Source organism: Bradyrhizobium sp. CCH5-F6 (assembly GCF_001556045.1).
In the GTDB taxonomy this organism is placed as follows: Bacteria; Pseudomonadota; Alphaproteobacteria; order Rhizobiales; family Xanthobacteraceae; genus Bradyrhizobium.
In genome coordinates this window covers 46,269-61,818 of record NZ_LSIC01000199.1, presented here as the reverse complement: position 1 = coordinate 61,818, position 15,550 = coordinate 46,269, and the positions used below count along the sequence as shown (strand labels likewise).

The window sequence follows — 15,550 nt, the reverse complement described above, 5'->3', positions numbered from 1 at the left end:
CACCTCCAGGCTCAACGAGCCTACTACAGGTGTCCACTCATTCGGAGGAAGTTCATATCGCCTGCGCGTGATCCTGCATCCATTGGAGCCATAGCCGCCAGGCGGTCGCATCGTCCGCGTGCTTCTCCGCGATGCGGAATAACTCCTCGTTGTTGTAGAGTATGTTGCGGAGATACATGCGCTTGTAAGGGCGGAAGTTCAGCGGTTCGGGTCGGTTTTGATCGTCGACCGAAAGCCCCTGCAGAAGGCGTCCTTCGCGATGGCACGCCTCGGCGACCGTCAGGAATTCCAGGAATATGAGCCAGGGACTTTGAGCGTCCCACAAGCGATGGCCCCAGATCTGTTCGTCGACCCACATCTTGTTGTCCGGGTGGGCGGCCGGCGGCGGCGGACTAAGCAACTGCCACCTCCACGGTTTCGTCGATGGGATTACCCATCGGGTCCAGACTGAGGAGCCTGAATGACAGTTCGGTCGCGCCGCTCTCGGTCTCATGGGGCTTGGCGGTGGACAGCAACGAGCTCTTGAACGCCAGTATGTCCTCGTAGCACTCCCGGGAGAAATTTCCGGGGAGCGCGCCGGCGCTGACGCGCATCAGGAATTCGTACCGCGTCAGATTCAAACGGAGGGAGCAGAGCTTTCCTCCCGGGAGCGAGACGTCCAACGATGGGAAACCCCGCCTCGTCGTTATCTCGACGGATTCCTGCCCCCGCGGCCGAACCGGAATTCGATCTTCGAGCAGCTGACTGACCCGGGCGGTCGAGAGCGAAAGGCTGGTCGCCAACAGCAGTTCCCGCTCGGTGGAAACGAGCATGCCGGTGAAGATCCGGTTCAATCCCTTCACGAGCCGTTCCACGATTTTCCTGCCGACCGGCTGACCCGCCTTCAACGGACCGGCGACGTCGTTCAGAAACTCTCCTGCGCCGGTGAACACCGTCATGTGCCAAAGCTCGAGTTCGTCGGCGAGGTCGGGCGGGATCTTGAAGAACAACGCGCGACGTTGGTCGACCAGCATGTCCAGGAATTCGTGCTCGTCCCCGGTGACGTTTTCGGGTCCCTCCACGTAGTCGTGCTGCGCCGCCCGGAATCTGTCCGTCGCTCCGTAGAAGGCGTCCTCGACCATCAGCGACTGGTAGTAGGGAAGCAGCTTCTCGTCCTCTGCGCCGAAGATGAGGATGTTGTCGATGCGGTTCGTCGTTTCCTGACCAATTCCGAACCTCGAGAAGTATTCGAATATTTCGAGGGATTCGCGCTTGGTGCCGGCGAGATTGGCGCCGAACAGATTGCCGTAGACGCTGGCCTTGTAGCCCGCCCCCCGCTCGACGACGCCTCTGACGTCGCCGGGCAGCAACAGCTGCTCCTTGGCCTCCGGATGTCCCAGGATCGCATTCACCAGCAGCATGAGCACGCGCCGGATCGGCGTGTGAAGTTCGTTGAAGTCGCAGAGCTGGAAGAGGCTTCGGAGTCTGCTCTGCAGGAGCGGCGCCTTGAGCAGTTCGTAGTTCCGGCGGATGGGGCATCGGGGTCCGAAGAAGCCGAACTCCTGCTGCTCCTCGTAGCATCTCGACCATCCTTCATGCTCCAGAAGGGCTGCCGAGACCAAGTCGAACACGGCGGTGCTGGACACGGTACTCAAGTTGAGGAACGTCAGCTTGGCGTCAGGCTCGGGATCCGCTTCGTTGATCAGGCGTGCTTCCAACATTCCGCGCGTGCGCACGGCGTCGGTACCGGAGGCCTTGCGCCAGGCTTCCATGAGCTGGCCGTCGTTGGCCGTCAGCAGGAACACGTCCTCGGGCTCGTCCGCGAACAGCGAGGCCGCCATCCTGCTCAGAAGTTCGCTCTTGTCGACGTACCGGCCGGCGTCGTCCGTATCCGGAAGGGCGGTGAAATCTCTGATCACGTGGACCGTCACGGTGCGGCCGCCGATGACCACGTTCTTCAGTTGGAAATAGATTTCGTTCGTGGACCATTCCTTGCTCGATCCGCCGAGCATTTCCCAGACCCGCCCGCAGAGATGGCTCTTGCCGTCCCCCGCGGTGCCGGTGAGGACGACGGAGCGCGGCTCCCCCGCTCCGGTGCGAAACACGGAGAACAGCGCGTCTTCGAGCGGATGTTTGAAGGATATCTGCCGGATCTTGAGTCGTCGGGCGGATCGGCTGATGTGCTCGTCGAACATGCTTTCGTTACGGGGCAGCGGCCCGTACTGACGCAGGAACCTGATCCATTTTTCTCCGTCGGAGGCCACTAGCGACACCGCTCCGTCGTCTTTGCAAGGTCTGCGGTCAAAGCGAGCATACCAGGCACCCGTCTCTTAAGTGGCCGTCGTCCTCGGGCTCAAGGCCGCCGAGCGTTTCGACCAGCGCCAGGTTCTTGCGGCTGGCGCGCTTCTTCGCCTCGCTTGCCTCCCAGTTCCGCTTGATCTCCGCCACTCTCTCCGGCCGCTCCAACTGCGCAAGCGACTCCGACCGGCACCAGTAGAACTGTTCGCCGAAGCCGAGGCTCCGCTCCTCGTATTCCTTCGCGCGCTCGAACAGATCCGGATGCCGCTCCTTCAAACGCACCCATTCGATCTTCTGCTGGTAGAAGCAGAAGTAGCAGCCGGATCTGGACCTTCCCCACGCCATGTACGGCGGAAGGCCGAGGCTCGACTCCTCGAGGATCCTGATGATGTCGGCGCGGACCAGGCCGTCTTCCTGGAAAGGATAGACCGCCTTGATGTTCGGTTTGGTGCTGATGTAGCCCGTGCGGTTTTCGTCCGCCCTGAGGCCGACGTAGTTTATCACCGGGCCGTCCCCGATGTAGTTCTCGAAAGGCTTGAGCTTCAGCATCCTGGTGCACCACCGGCGGTGATTGGATGGGAGCATGCCGCCGTACACGGAGAGCCAATGATCGAAGGTGTCCGTCGGCGAAGTCTTGACTATCGGCTTGCCCAGGATCGCTTCGAGGCGCGCGAGAAAGTCGTATGTTTCCGGAAGCTCCTTGTCGGTGTCGTGGAAGATGTATTCCATTTCGGGAACGCGGTCGCGCATGTAGATCGCGAGAGCGGCGCTGTCCTTTCCTCCGGACAGGCTCAAGACGTGCCGCGGCTTCTGGCCTTCGAAGAGTTCGTGTCCCAAGTTCGCGTAATCCGTCACTGTGCTGACCTCGAATTCGCCGGGTGCCCTGCGTTGGCATTGTCGGCGCCGGCTTCGTGCGTTCCACCGAGCTCCGCCCAGAGCATGCGCGCCAGTACGTCGATCCGTGCCTGCTGGTCCTTGGGAAGCAGGTTGTTGAAGACACCGAAGAGCTCCGCCGTCGCGGCATCCTCCTTCAGGCGGGGTTCGATCACCCGGACGAGATCGACCCCATCGCCTCTCGTGAGATTCAACCGCACGGCCATTGGATTGGGCGCATCTCCACCGGCGCCGAACGCCGCGACCTCGACCTTCTTGAACAGTTCGGCGAGGGCGGAGATCTCTTCGCAGAACCGGGTCTCGTCTCCCGGAAGCCACCGCGCCGGAGGCTTCGATACCACGTAGCTGGCCAGAGCCTCGGCCCAGGTGTCGTCCGAAAGTCCCGGATCCCGCAGGCGGAGCGCGAACGTCCGCAGCCGCGGTTCGCGGGCCGCCAGCGTGACGCGGGCCGCGCGCGCTGCCAGCTTGGCCCGGTCGAACGTCTTCTTGTCTTCTCCGATGGACTCGGAGACGCTCGCGACGATCCGCTCGAGCAATGCGGGATATGCGCCCCGCATCTCTCCGATCGCATCCTGCAGCGATGCCACGAAGCCGGTCACGAGAGCCGCGTTGGGCGCATCGCCCGGATCGAATTTCCCGATCCCGCAGGCCTGAGGAAGATCCTGGAAGAGCAGAACGACGGGTTCGCGCGCGGACAGGAGCGCGTCGCGGACCGCGATCGCGGTGGCGCCGAGCGCCGTCGACCGGCGTGTGGACTCGGGCAATTGCGCCGCGAATTGGCAGAGGGGCCTCACGACGTCCAGCAGATCGGGCCTTCTGTCGCCTCCCACACCTTCCGCGAACGCGCTCGCCAGATGATTGAAGACCTCGATCCTGATGCCCTCGACGAGGCAGTGTTGGATCTCGAAGGTCGCGGGTGACTTCGTCAACCTCAGAAAATCCGCAGCTCGCATGCGATGGAGAAACGTGCCGTGCTCGTACACGGCGAGTTCGTGTCCTCTGGTCTGCAGCAGGATCGCCAACAGCAGGGGCGCGACTCCCGCCCTGACCCCGAAGGGCCGCGCCTTCAGCTCGGCCAGAATGTCCGCTACCGATACGCGGCCGCCATGCGCCCTCTCGATCTTTGCGAGTATCGCATTCAGCGCGGGGCGAAGGCGCAGGACGTCGGCCTTTGCGCCGGGCTCGACGATCTTCATGCCGTGGCCGTCGCGCACGTGGATGCCGCCCTTCTGCAGTACCGAGAGATACATGGACTTTTCGGGCGGCGCCTTTTCGGCGTCCATGCCGAAGAACGGCTTGTCGCCGGACGTGAAGAGGCCCTCGATCAACCGCATCCTGGCTGCGGCCGCGGCGCTGCTCAGACTGTTCCGGTTGAGAAGCTCGTTCGCGATGAGCGGCGATTGCGGGTAGAGACCGTCGCAAATCTCCGAAAGAAGTGCGGAGGCTCCTCCGCGCTTCGGAAGCACGACCTTCTGTCCGGCGAGAAACCAGTCCATCTCGAGGACGGCCGCGCCTTGCGTTCCGACCAGCTTGGCCGCCTTCGCATTCAGGGCCCGATGAGCCGAAGCCGATTGCCGGGTCGCCTCGGCCAACGCATACGCATCGCCGGACAATTCTGGGGTGTTCTCGGTCACCCAGCGCCACCGTTTGAGGTCCTGCAATTCGACGGCCAACGAGCGCAACGGGCCCGGGATACCCAGGACCACGTCCTTCCGTTCCGCGAAGAACGGAGAAGCCGATGCCTCGATGGCGGCGGCTCGGTCGGCCTCGCTGTCGGGCAGGACGATGACGACGAGGCCGTCCGCATCGGTATCCTTTGCGGCGACCTGGGAAATGGCATCGACCTTGGCGTATCTGACCTCGAAGTAGCGCATCGTACCGCTTTCGACGTAATGACGTCGCGCAAGCAGTGGTTCTCGATCCAAAAAGGGCAGAAGACTGTCGGCGACGCTTTCGAGAGGTCCGAGAGCGCGCGATGCCGTCTGAAAGGCTCCTTCCAGGTCGACGCTGGAATTGGGCCAAAGACGGTAGGCGCCGTTCTGGCCACGGCGGAAAACCAGGCCGGCCGCGGTCAACTCCTTCAACGCAGCTTCGACCTCTCTTTCCTTCTTCGGCGCGAAAGCGGCGATCAGCGCACGGTGGGTGGCGGCGAGATCGTCGGCGTCTAGAAGGTTCAGGACGCCGATCGCCTTCAGCAGGCGTTCCGCAAGCCGACTGAGGTCGTGAGCCCCGTCGATGGTCTCGAGGATGCGGAGCCACTGGCTCCGATAGCTGGCTCCGGCGAGTTTGTGCCCGAAGACGGCGCGGACATAGTCGTAGAACTCGGAGAGGTCGTACCAGGTGCCCGGGTCGATGGTTCGGTTGGAGAACGACTGGACGCCGAACGGGTCGGTCGAGAGCAAGAATCCGAAAAGCGAACGTTCATGCTGGCCGAAGCGGGCGAAGAACCTGACGACGGCAGGCAGCACGGTGGGATGGATGGGATAGGTTCGTCCCGAGCCGAAAACATCGAGATTGCGCTTGGCCGATCCGATCCAGCCGGCCGCGGCTGCTGCATTCGCGGTACGTCTGGCGGCAGCGCAGACCGCGTCCGGAACGCGACGAAGGTCGATGTTCAGGGCTCCCGAGACGAGAGCGGCCGTGTGGGCCAGCGGCTGGTCGAAGACGATTTCGTCGAATCGACCCGCCACCTTTTCCCATTCGTGACGGACAGCCGACGGCAGGCTCTCCGCGTAGGCATGGAAACCCTGGTGGAGCAATCCGAGCAGCACGAACGCGCGCTCGCCGCTGCGGGCCGCCAGCTCCGCCAGACGCTGCAGGACGTAGACGTCCTCGAATTCGGGCCGTTGGGCTGCGTGCTCGAGGTTCTTTCCCAGTTCGTCGATGACGAGAAAGACGCCCTGACCGTTGTCGCCGGCATGCTGACGGATCTTCCCGATCAGCTTCTCCAGTCCCTTGAGGTCGCCCGATCGTTCGACGTCTTCGGCGAAACTTACGATATCGAGCACCGCCTGCGGAATCCGCCCTGGTTGGGCGCGCCGCTTGCGGAGAGCCTCGGCGACGCCGCGGGCGATGGCGGGAATGATTCCTTCGCGGGAGCCGGTGACCAGGACGGGAAACATGACCGGCACACGCTTCGGCCAATCGATCGCGCGGGCGATCTTCGAAATGTCCGGCGGCGAACGATCGAAAAGCAGATGGGCAAGAACCAGCGCGAAGGAGGATTTGCCGACGCCGTAATCGCCGGTGATGCGCCAGGCCCGGCGTCCAGATCCCGCGGCAAGACCTTCGGCGATGCGCAGGAAGGCGTCCGCCATGGAAGGCGTGACGATGTAGTTCCTGCACGCCGCGGCGTCGTGGAAGTCGCGATCGATCTGGACGGACCGAAGGAATCTGGTCGGAATGTCGAACAGGCCGCCGATAGTCTTATGCATGTTCGGGCATCTCCGAGTAGACGTCGGCCAAGGTCGGGGCGCGCCCCCCCTTCTGCCGGGACAGCAGTCCTTGGACGGCGGAGGACTGATAGTTGAAGGCAGCCGTACGGCCGGGAGCTCCGACGCGCTCGAGCCTGTTGCGGACATCGTCTTCCGGCAGCTTGAAGACCTGACCGGGCGAGCACGGCGCCAACGCGACCTCGCGCAGGGTCAACGACTTTTCGCCCGGTCGGAAATTGTCCCAGAATTCGGAGATGCAATAGGCGAACAGCGCATCCGATATTTCCGGCTTCGGTTCGCGCCTGAACGAGTAGACGCTTTCCCAGCGCTCGCCGTCGACCTTTCGCTCTCCTACGGGCTGCAGCAGCGCGAGCTGGACCAACGGACCATCGAGAGAATCCTCGATGCCGACAGCGGCCGACTTCGTCGGGCGATACGTGTGCAGGAAGACGTCCAAGTGCTGGGAGAGGGTGATCGCCGAGTGCGAGTGGCCGAGCTTGACCGATTCCCTCGCGAACGCGCCGAGCGCTTCCGAGCGCGTGAGTTCGGGATAGGGCCAGTGGTTCAGCAGGAAGCGCCATGCGAACAGGCCGCCCTTCCGGCGTGAGGAAAGCTTCCAGTGGAGAAGCCACAGAGTGCGGATATCTTCGAGGTACGGATCGAATCCCCTCGGGCCGAAGATCGCGTGCGCGAAGTCGGTCAGACGAAGATCCCCATTTTTCGGCTCCGCCAGGCCTGTCGCCTCGACCCAGAACCGGAGCGACCGAACCATGTTCTTGCCGATACCGAGATCGACCATGGCGGCCTGCTCGTCGGCGAACGCCGCCGGATCGGCCTTGATCGCCCTATAAGCCTTCGGAAGCCACGCGTAACGGCAGGCGAAGGTCTCGTGTCCGGAGAACCGCAGCACCTCGTTCGGGCTCGAGATCAACGCGCCTTCAATCATCCTCAAACTCCCCGCATCGATCCGGCGACTCCGCGGACGGCCGCGACGATTTCGGCGGCGGCGCGATCGACTTCGTCCTGGGTAGTGTACTTCCCGAGTCCGATCCGGATCGCGCCTTCCTGCATGTTTTCCGACAGGCCCATGGCCCTTAGCACGTGAGACGGCGTCTGCGCTCCCGACGAGCAGGCGGCGCCGGTCGAGACCGCCACCTTGTTGCGCAGCCTGGCGATGACCGCGTCGTTGGGTATCCCCGGCGCAGAGAGATGAAGGTTGTGCGCCAGCCTGTTGCCACGGTTTCCGTTCACCACGATGTCGGGAAGGCCGCGTAGGAGGTGGGTTTCCAGGCGATCGCGGCACGCTCTGATACGCCTCTCGTCGCCGGCACCCTCCACCCTCATCAGACGGCAAGCCTCTCCAAAACCCGCGATCCCGGGGACGTTCAACGTGCCGTCATGCCCCAGGACATGCTCCGTGATTTCGGAATGTACCGCGTCGCTGCTGACGGCAAGGGCTCCGACCCCTTTCGGGCCGTAGATCTTGTGGGAGCTGAATGCGAGATAGTCCAGATCCCAATCCAGCACTCTCAGGTCCGCGCGTCCGACCGCCTGGGTGCCGTCCACCAGCACCTTCGCACCGGCCAGATGAACGTCGCGCGCGATCTGCTCGACCGGATAGATCGTCCCTACTTCGTTGTTCGCCCCCATGACGCAGACGAGATCGACGTTCTCCGATAACGCGGCCTGAAGACTTTCCGCACGAAGGTTGGCCTCGGCGTCGACTTCGATCCAAATGACTTCGGCAAGCCCGGAGCGGACCCCGATTCTGATGGCATCGAGCACCGCCTGATGCTCCACCGTCGTCGCCGCTATCCGCAACACCCGATTGCGGCGCGTCGCGATAGCGTGACCGACGGCGAGCCGAATGGATTCGGTCGATCCGGAGGTGAATCTGACACCGGCGGCGTCGGAACCGATCAGGCCGGCGACTTCCGCGGTCGCCCGCTCCACGAGCTCCAGCGCCGCCTCGCCATGCGTATGGTCGACGCTGTTCGCATTGCCGAAGACGTTGACCATCGCATCGAGTACGACGTCCGCGACCCTCGGATCGACCGGGGTGGTGGCATGGTGGTCCATATATATTGGACGCGCCGAAGCGACCCGGTCGTCCCGGGCCGGCCGCCCTCTTTCGGCCAGCTCGACCCTGTTCATAGGTCGAACCCGAACGGGACCGCCGCGATGTCGGCGCAGTCTCTCATGGCCCGGGATCCGCGAGCGTCCCGAAACGCGGCCTGCAGATCGGAGAACGAAAACTGCCGAGGAAATCCCGGCGCACCCCCACGCTTCATTATTTCACCGCCCCCGCCTTCCGTCGCACCAACCATTCGGCGGCAGCCTTTTCCAAGACTTCGGAGGCTGTGGTCCCCTCCTGAATTGCGGCATGCTTCAGTCCCTTGATCGTTTCCGCCTCAAGCGTCGCCAAAAATTTGCGCAGGTCGTTGCCCTCGACCGGTTTGCGCCCAGGCTTGCCTCTCCGAACGGATTTCCCCTTTTCTTCCATGCCGTAGTCCGCCCTGAGCCCGATCGAATCCGTCCCATACGTTGTAGTTACCAGCAAGCACAATCGCGCGACGGCCGGCCTTTTCCCCGAAATCCGACCACTGCCCTTCTCGACCACCCCCTCGAAAGGCCGTCAGATTCGCAGGCAGATGCAATAGGTTAGAATGAGTCGGATATCTATTCTATTTATGCCATTCAGATATATAGATGTGGACAATCGATCCGGTGACTGGGTGCCCGACCTATCATCGCCGAACGCGTGGCAGTCAGAGCGTTTTCCGGAACGTCAGCTTATTCCATACCACCCCTTCCCGGGCGAATATGTCGCCGTCGACGACGTCGTCGACGGGCAGGATGCCATGTTCGGCGAATGTCGCGCCGAGCAGATCGACATCCGTATCGTGGAAGCCCCGTTCCGGCTCGCTCCCGCCGGATCGTATCGTCAGATTGACGATCCCGCCCTGCGCGGTCAGGCGGGCGACCGTCGCGGCGGATTCGGCCTGTAGCGTCTCGGGAACGTGCATCCATACCGCGCTGAGCAGCACGAGATCGTATGTCGCGCCGAGGCTTGCGACCTTTGCCAGTTTGGGCAGACCGTCCTGCATCCATCGGATGCGAAGACTGCGGTGGAGCCGCCTGGCTCCGACGAGCATGGCGGCGGAAGGATCGACGGCCGTGACTAGCCACCCGTGCCGCGCGAGCCAGGCCGCATCGCGCCCGGACCCGCAACCGATGTCGAGAGCGCTGCCCGTCACGCCGTCGATCAGCCCGAGCAGGTCCGCATGGACGTCTTCGAAACCGACCTGCTCGTATTTCCGCAGCAGGATTTCCGAGCGCTCCTCGTAGTAGCGGTCGGTTGCGGCGGTGAGGGCGGCGGTTTCAGGTGGACACATGGCAGGCCGGTCCGACTTTTGAAGTCAGCGTCATTACGACCGCCGCGACGCTCAGGAGGAAAGACAATACCAGCAGAAACGAGAACATGATGATCATCGTGTACTTACCGGCGTTTCGCGGCCGGCCCTGATATTCGGTGATCCGGCCGAGCAGAGGCTCCATGACGCCGCTTCTAAGTCGCCACAGCACGAACACGAAGCACAGGTTTGCGCAACCCGCGAGCAGAAAGAGCGCCGCTTGCAGGAAGCGGTCGTCGATCTTGCCGGCGCCGAACCACAAGCCTCCGGTCAGCGTGGAGACGATAACCGGGATCTGCCACAGGAAGCCGTTCAGGGAGCGGAACTCTTGGCAGTCCTGCTCGAAGATCACCTTTTTGCGCTGAAAGTCTCGTTCTGCAGCGGCTTCCACTGCATCGTTCGTATCGGTCATTGAGGGCTCCGGCGAATCATCGCTCCGTGGCGGAGAGCCCGTCTATTCTAACCGATCCGCACTCCATCCGGCCAAAGTTTTGCCCGGACGGCACGGAGCGCGGCTCGGGTTCTCGCCACGACGGACTATCGGCCTCCGCAAGACGATCCGCAGCGCGTGCGCCGCTCTGATCTCTTGTCGCCTACTCCGCGGCCTCTCCGGCGGAGCGGCCGTCGGGCGGCCCGCGCCACGCTCATCCGATCGCGTCCTATCTCGTATGCATGACCGCCCTGAGACCTACGCTGCTCTGTGCGGCGGCTCGTGACCGTCTCTCGTTGTGGAGTACGGCGAGCGCCCGTTCGATTACGTCGTTGCCGCCGACCCGCTCGACGTGCAGCGCGCGTTCCGTCACGACGTAGGTCGGGAACAGATCCATCCAGGCGGCGGTCACGTCGACGGGAAAGAATCCGTATTTTTCGCCTTCCATCTTGAACGAGTGGCCCTGAATATAAAGCCGTACTTCCCGGTCCATCGATATGCGGCGGCACTCGGTTTTGAAACGATGTCGCCAGCCGTGGTTGGGAGCAACGGAGCCAATCTCTATTTTGGCGATCTTCCGTGCCCATTCGGCCAAGCCCTCGGCACGGGTCTTGTGCACGACGAGAGGCTCGTCCTTCAGCTTTTCGGTGTCGAAGAACAGGGGCGATCCCTCGCGCTCCCGCACGAACTCGAGGAAGCCCTGGGTTATGAGGTGACGGTGGATCGGAACGATGCGAGGCCGTCCGTTCTTGCTCTGCTGGATGTCGATGGCCCAAACGCCGGCTTCGAACAGGATGTGCTTCGACTCAAGCCGGGTCATCTCGGCTACTCTCGCGCCGGTATAGGCGAGCAGCCACGGCACCCACCGGCGCGTGTTCGCGACGTCTCGCGAGACCTCTTCGTGGGGACCGAGACTGGCCTTCAGAATCGCGTAGATCTCGCCGTCGCGGAGATCCTTCTCGCGTTTCCGCGGCAGCGGCTTTCCTTCGGGGACGATCGCGTCGCACGGATTGACGCGGATGAGGCCCTGCTTGCGGGCGGAGTTGAAGATCGTCTTGATGGCGGCGAAATATCCGTCCTTGATCCGCAGATCGCTCAGTCCCCGCGCGACCTTCAGGTGCTCCAGCCATCTGCGCAGTTGGTCCACGGTCACCTCGGAGACCTCGTTGTGTCCGGCGAAGGCGATGAATTGGTCGACGCACGCTTTGAAGGCGGCGTGGGTATCGGGTTTCGCGTCGGGCGTCCGCCGGGTCCAGGCGGCGCACAGGCCCGACAGCGTGGTGTTCTCGGGATCCGGCCAATCGGGATAGAGGTCCGCATCCGGATCGGGGCGCAGATCGCCGCCGGCTTTCCTGATCGCGACCCGGCAGGCGTGCTTGGCGGCGGCTTGCGCGGCGGCGATCAGAAGCCATCGGACGCCGTAGCTCACGGTCAGGCCGCGTGCGGCCAGCACCGCATCGACGTGATCGCCGTGAAGAAATTCGAGCCGGTCGTCGTCGAAAGCGGGGGACGTGAACTCCCTTTCGATCTCGCCGTCGATCTCCTGCATGACGCGCAACGTATGGCTCGCATCCTCTCGCGAGTTCGCCTCGCCGGGCGGATAGATCTTGAGCCAGCGGCGATGGATCTCGCCGGCTAGAGCCTGGATTTCGATCCGCGAGAGTTCGGCCGATAGGCCGCTTCGCAGTGCCGCCCATTTGGCCTCGACGGCGCGATCGTGCTTGTCCCAGGCGGCCTTGGCAAGCCCCTCGTTTCGGCCGAGGCGCTTCTTTTCCTCGCGCTTGTCGTGCTTCGGACCGTTGGCAACGGAATTCGCGTCCAATTCGCGCAGCGCCCGCCGCACGTCGTCGGGAATCCGGCGACGATAGTGGTAGACGCCCGCCTTGTCTCGGATCGGTCCCCGCTCTGTCTGTTCTTTCTTCTTCGGCACGACGACGCTCCGAGGACCGGCGATGGATGACGGCCGAGCATTATCGTCCGATACCGTGAACTATTCGCTAAGCTCGCGAGGGTCCGAAGGGGCGGGCGGTTCGATGACCGGATCGCGCGTGAACGCACGGTTTCGATGCCTCTTCGCCGCGGCAGGTGCGCTGCGGTGGCATGATCCGTGTCCCAACGCTTGTCGCCAAGCCGGTTATCCGCCGACGATGTCGGACAGCCGGTTACGAACTTGCCAAAGTTTGCGGCGTCGTGGGACTAGGCTTCCGATGGAAAGGAAATGAGGAAATCTCTTCGCCTGGAAATGGGATCGGCCAGCAACATCGTAGGCGTGTCGGCGACGGTCGTGTCAAGTTGAATCGATAATTCCTGTTCGGAGTTGTTGACCGTCGAATCCCATTCGAGCTCGGCTCCGAAGCCCGCTCCGTTTTGCAGCAAGCGGAATTCCGCCTGTTTCGCGATCATCCCCGAGTAACGGCTTCGTTCGACGATGCGCAGCGTAGCCCCGGTCACCAAGCTCGCATCGGATGGATGCACCGCGACTTTCACCGGGGCGGCCTTGTAGTGGCCCGCTCGCGACCCCAGAAAATGGAAGATCCAATCGAGTCGAATGGTAGTGCCGTCTGTCCACGCCCCGGTCCCCCCCGAAACGAGTATTGCCGATCGCTCCCTCGTGATCAGATCGTCTGAACCCATTGTCGACTCCTGTAGGCGGGTCGCTAGGCCGAATCCTCTGCGTACGACGTGCATGCCGGCATCGCCGCAGCGATCCGGCGGGCAAACGCCGTGTCCCCAGCGGTTGCTCTCTTCATATCAATCGTAGCCGCCAAACATGAAAAGCAGCAGATTTTCATCCAGAAGGTTGACGAGCGCATGAAACTGCCCCGGCTTGACCAGTGACAGGTCGCCCGGCTTCATGATCCGAAGCTCGACCGCGCGGTCGCGTGAAGGGAATTTCTCCCAATCGCCCATCACCATGAGTCCACGTCCCTCCATCAGCAGGAAGACTTCCTGATTGTCGCGGTGCCGATGCATTCCGATGATTGCAGCGCGCTTCAGGATGTGGAGATCCATGTAGTCGACGGCAAAAAAGTCCTCGCGGGCCTTTTTGGAGGGCTTTTGACGATCGGCATCGAATTGCCAATCTCTCAGCACGCGGCCAAGTTCAGGTGTCCACGCTGCCCCTAGTTCTCCGCGCCGCTGGCTCTCATGACCGAAATAGTTCGAATAGAGATTGCGGTATTCGAGCCCACCGACGCCGCCATGAGGGTTCTGGCTGTCGCCAATCGAGAAGTAACTGCCCCACCCACGGACAGCCATCGAGAACTCGTAGACGTAGTTGCGGCCGTTCGCGTTGTCCCATTTCGTCTCGCCGGCGTCCGTCCAGGCAAGCTCGAGCCGCAGGGGGCGGATCGGATGCATCGTATGGTTGGGCATACGGGCCATCATGTCGATGCCTTGCCCGGCGGCCCGAGCGTTCGCGCGGGCATCGTCGAACGGGGCGCCGACGAAGTCGCTGAGCTGGCCGCGGACCAGACCGGGCCTGGCCAGGATGGCGCGCCGGGCGACGGCATCCCTGCCCCGAGGTCCCAGTTGCGCCGCCAGATCTTCGCGAGGATAGGCCCAAAGCTCCAGCTCGTAGCGGGCGGTATCTTCGTTGTAGGGAACGACCAGATAATTTGACCCGGTTTCGTCCTGCCCGACCTTGAGATAGAGCCGAATGGAATCGCCCGGAAAGACGCCATCCGGCCCCACAAGCGGCGATCGCGGAACGTACGAGATGCGAAGAAAACTTCCGATCCAATCGCCAGCACGCGCGAAGCCGCGGGTAATCTCCGTACCCGTCAATACGAAGTCGTAGAGGTTCTGCTTCCGGAAATCTTCTTTCGCGTCCTGCCGACGCGGATCTTTCTGATCCCGATCGTCGCCCGAAGGTCCGAGAAGGGCAAGACTTTCTAGGCCGAACAGATGCTGGAGCGTTTCCGGAAGATAATGCTCACGATCGGCTTGGGGATTTACGGCCTCAAGCACCTTGACGAGCTTCCAGATGGGATTGTTCTGGTCGTAGTTCGGGCGAGTATTTGGCGGAAACGTTCTTACGTTTGCGATCTCCGCGTCGACAATGGACATGGTCGGCGAACTCCCGACTTGATTATGTGCTGTGATATAAGAAGGCGACGAACCGCAGCGGCTCGTCGTAAGGATTTTCGATTCCGTGGATACCGCCGCTCTTCGTGTAGATCACGCTTCCCGGACCGACGTCCAATTTCTTGCATGGCTTGGGATCGAGACCGTAGATGATCTTTCGCTCTACCACCGGGATGGTCTCGTCCCGGGCGAGCGCCGGATCGTCTTTTGCCCCCATGTAGGCAATCCCGCGGCCCTCGAACACATAGTAGAGCTCCTCGCTCCCGATGTGCTGATGCGTCCCTTCGATCGTATGCGGAGGGATGGTCACTTCATGGAAGAAGACGACGGTGCCGCCGAATTCCTGCTGAAGCACCCATCTCATTTCGATGACATTCGCGTCGTTTGCGTCCGGATTGCCCGCCTCCATCATCCCGTTGCGATAGCGAACGGGTGGAATGTCGCGAACTTTCCTGACGAACCAGCCGCGTTGGAAGTCGACGCCGTATCCGTCCTGGCGGACCGTGTTTTGGTCGCTGCTGGGATCTTGAGTGTTGGGTACCTGAACGTTCCGTTGATAGTAATTGTCCCAAGCCGCGTCGGCGTCCGAAATGGTGACCCGCGACGGATAAGAAACATCGTTCTCCCGAAACGCCAGATCGATCCGCCTGAGCGCGTCGAGATCGGAGAGGGCGGCCGCGAATGCGGGAACCTTTGTGATCGGACCGCGATAGCCCATCATGTCCAGGATTTGATAGTCGTGATGCTTGCCGGCAGGCGCATCGAGCGTTTCCCACAGCTCGACCTGGAAGGCGTGGATCCACGGGCAGAAGTGCATCCGCACCTGGGCATCGACCCGGCGCCCATCGACTGTCGTGAGGCCGACGTTGGCCATGATGTCTGGCCCCATGAAACGGCCCCGCTCGCGGACGACTTCCGCCAGGCGACCTCCGCGCGCCTCGATCCGCAGGAAATTGCAGATCTGCAGTCCGTCGATGAACACGAAGCCCTTGAGCACGTTGCTGTCGGACTTTCCG

At 62.6% G+C, this 15,550-nt stretch carries 13 protein-coding genes; all 13 read right to left on the bottom strand.

Annotation, left to right across the window (positions count from 1 at the left end):
• Positions 1-52: 52 nt before the first annotated feature.
• The 13 genes from AX729_RS35005 to AX729_RS34945 all read right to left on the bottom strand — a co-directional run bounded on the left by AX729_RS35005 (position 53) and on the right by AX729_RS34945 (position 15,531).
• Positions 53-358 carry a hypothetical protein gene (locus tag AX729_RS35005; protein WP_156457376.1) on the bottom strand — a complete coding sequence of 102 codons (306 nt, stop codon included), beginning with the start codon at positions 356-358 and terminating at the stop codon, positions 53-55.
• A 34-nt stretch (positions 359-392) separates the two neighbouring features.
• Positions 393-2,252 carry a hypothetical protein gene (locus AX729_RS35000; protein ID WP_063817327.1) on the bottom strand — a complete coding sequence of 620 codons (1,860 nt, stop codon included), beginning with the start codon at positions 2,250-2,252 and terminating at the stop codon, positions 393-395.
• 28 nt (positions 2,253-2,280) lie between these two features.
• The gene (locus AX729_RS34995) at positions 2,281-3,114 is read right to left on the bottom strand and encodes a phosphoadenosine phosphosulfate reductase family protein (protein ID WP_061029001.1); all 834 of its coding nucleotides are present in this window, start codon (positions 3,112-3,114) and stop codon (positions 2,281-2,283) included.
• A gap of 14 nt (positions 3,115-3,128) precedes the next feature.
• Complete coding sequence (locus tag AX729_RS34990) at positions 3,129-6,605, bottom strand: hypothetical protein (RefSeq protein ID WP_061028987.1); 3,477 nt, start codon at positions 6,603-6,605, stop codon at positions 3,129-3,131.
• A complete protein-coding gene (locus AX729_RS34985) occupies positions 6,598-7,551 on the bottom strand; it encodes a DUF4007 family protein (protein WP_061028985.1) in 954 nt (317 codons plus the stop codon). The genes AX729_RS34990 and AX729_RS34985 overlap by 8 nt, the downstream gene beginning before the upstream one ends.
• A 2-nt stretch (positions 7,552-7,553) precedes the next feature.
• Positions 7,554-8,759, bottom strand: coding sequence for a cysteine desulfurase family protein (locus AX729_RS34980; protein ID WP_082770617.1), 1,206 nt, complete (start codon positions 8,757-8,759; stop codon positions 7,554-7,556).
• A 136-nt stretch (positions 8,760-8,895) separates the two neighbouring features.
• Positions 8,896-9,108: a hypothetical protein gene (locus AX729_RS34975; protein ID WP_063817328.1), complete on the bottom strand. Its 213-nt coding sequence runs from the start codon at positions 9,106-9,108 to the stop codon at positions 8,896-8,898.
• Positions 9,109-9,373: 265 nt separating this feature from the next.
• Complete coding sequence (locus tag AX729_RS34970; RefSeq protein ID WP_061028980.1) at positions 9,374-10,000, bottom strand: class I SAM-dependent methyltransferase; 627 nt, start codon at positions 9,998-10,000, stop codon at positions 9,374-9,376.
• Positions 9,987-10,430: a hypothetical protein gene (locus tag AX729_RS34965; protein ID WP_061028977.1), complete on the bottom strand. Its 444-nt coding sequence runs from the start codon at positions 10,428-10,430 to the stop codon at positions 9,987-9,989. The genes AX729_RS34970 and AX729_RS34965 overlap by 14 nt, the downstream gene beginning before the upstream one ends.
• A gap of 247 nt (positions 10,431-10,677) precedes the next feature.
• A complete protein-coding gene (locus tag AX729_RS34960; protein WP_061028975.1) occupies positions 10,678-12,378 on the bottom strand; it encodes a tyrosine-type recombinase/integrase in 1,701 nt (566 codons plus the stop codon).
• A gap of 266 nt (positions 12,379-12,644) precedes the next feature.
• Entirely contained in the window at positions 12,645-13,082 is a 438-nt protein-coding gene (locus tag AX729_RS34955) for a hypothetical protein (RefSeq protein WP_156457375.1), read from the bottom strand.
• A 117-nt stretch (positions 13,083-13,199) separates the two neighbouring features.
• Complete coding sequence (locus AX729_RS34950; RefSeq protein ID WP_061028970.1) at positions 13,200-14,516, bottom strand: cupin domain-containing protein; 1,317 nt, start codon at positions 14,514-14,516, stop codon at positions 13,200-13,202.
• 22 nt (positions 14,517-14,538) lie between these two features.
• Positions 14,539-15,531 (bottom strand): cupin domain-containing protein, encoded by a 993-nt coding sequence (locus tag AX729_RS34945; RefSeq protein ID WP_245325506.1) that lies wholly within the window; start codon positions 15,529-15,531, stop codon positions 14,539-14,541.
• Positions 15,532-15,550 lie beyond the last annotated feature (19 nt).

Bases quoted from the DNA above. Each gene is read 5' to 3' on its own strand.
- AX729_RS35005 (WP_156457376.1), bottom strand. From the start codon at position 358: ATGTGGGTCGACGAACAGATCTGGGGCCATCGCTTGTGGGACGCTCAA.
- AX729_RS34990 (WP_061028987.1), bottom strand. From the start codon at position 6,605: ATGCATAAGACTATCGGCGGCCTGTTCGACATTCCGACCAGATTCCTT.
- AX729_RS34985 (WP_061028985.1), bottom strand. From the start codon at position 7,551: ATGATTGAAGGCGCGTTGATCTCGAGCCCGAACGAGGTGCTGCGGTTC.
- AX729_RS34980 (WP_082770617.1), bottom strand. From the start codon at position 8,759: ATGAACAGGGTCGAGCTGGCCGAAAGAGGGCGGCCGGCCCGGGACGAC.
- AX729_RS34975 (WP_063817328.1), bottom strand. From the start codon at position 9,108: ATGGAAGAAAAGGGGAAATCCGTTCGGAGAGGCAAGCCTGGGCGCAAA.
- AX729_RS34970 (WP_061028980.1), bottom strand. From the start codon at position 10,000: ATGTGTCCACCTGAAACCGCCGCCCTCACCGCCGCAACCGACCGCTAC.
- AX729_RS34965 (WP_061028977.1), bottom strand. From the start codon at position 10,430: ATGACCGATACGAACGATGCAGTGGAAGCCGCTGCAGAACGAGACTTT.
- AX729_RS34955 (WP_156457375.1), bottom strand. From the start codon at position 13,082: ATGGGTTCAGACGATCTGATCACGAGGGAGCGATCGGCAATACTCGTT.
- AX729_RS34950 (WP_061028970.1), bottom strand. From the start codon at position 14,516: ATGTCCATTGTCGACGCGGAGATCGCAAACGTAAGAACGTTTCCGCCA.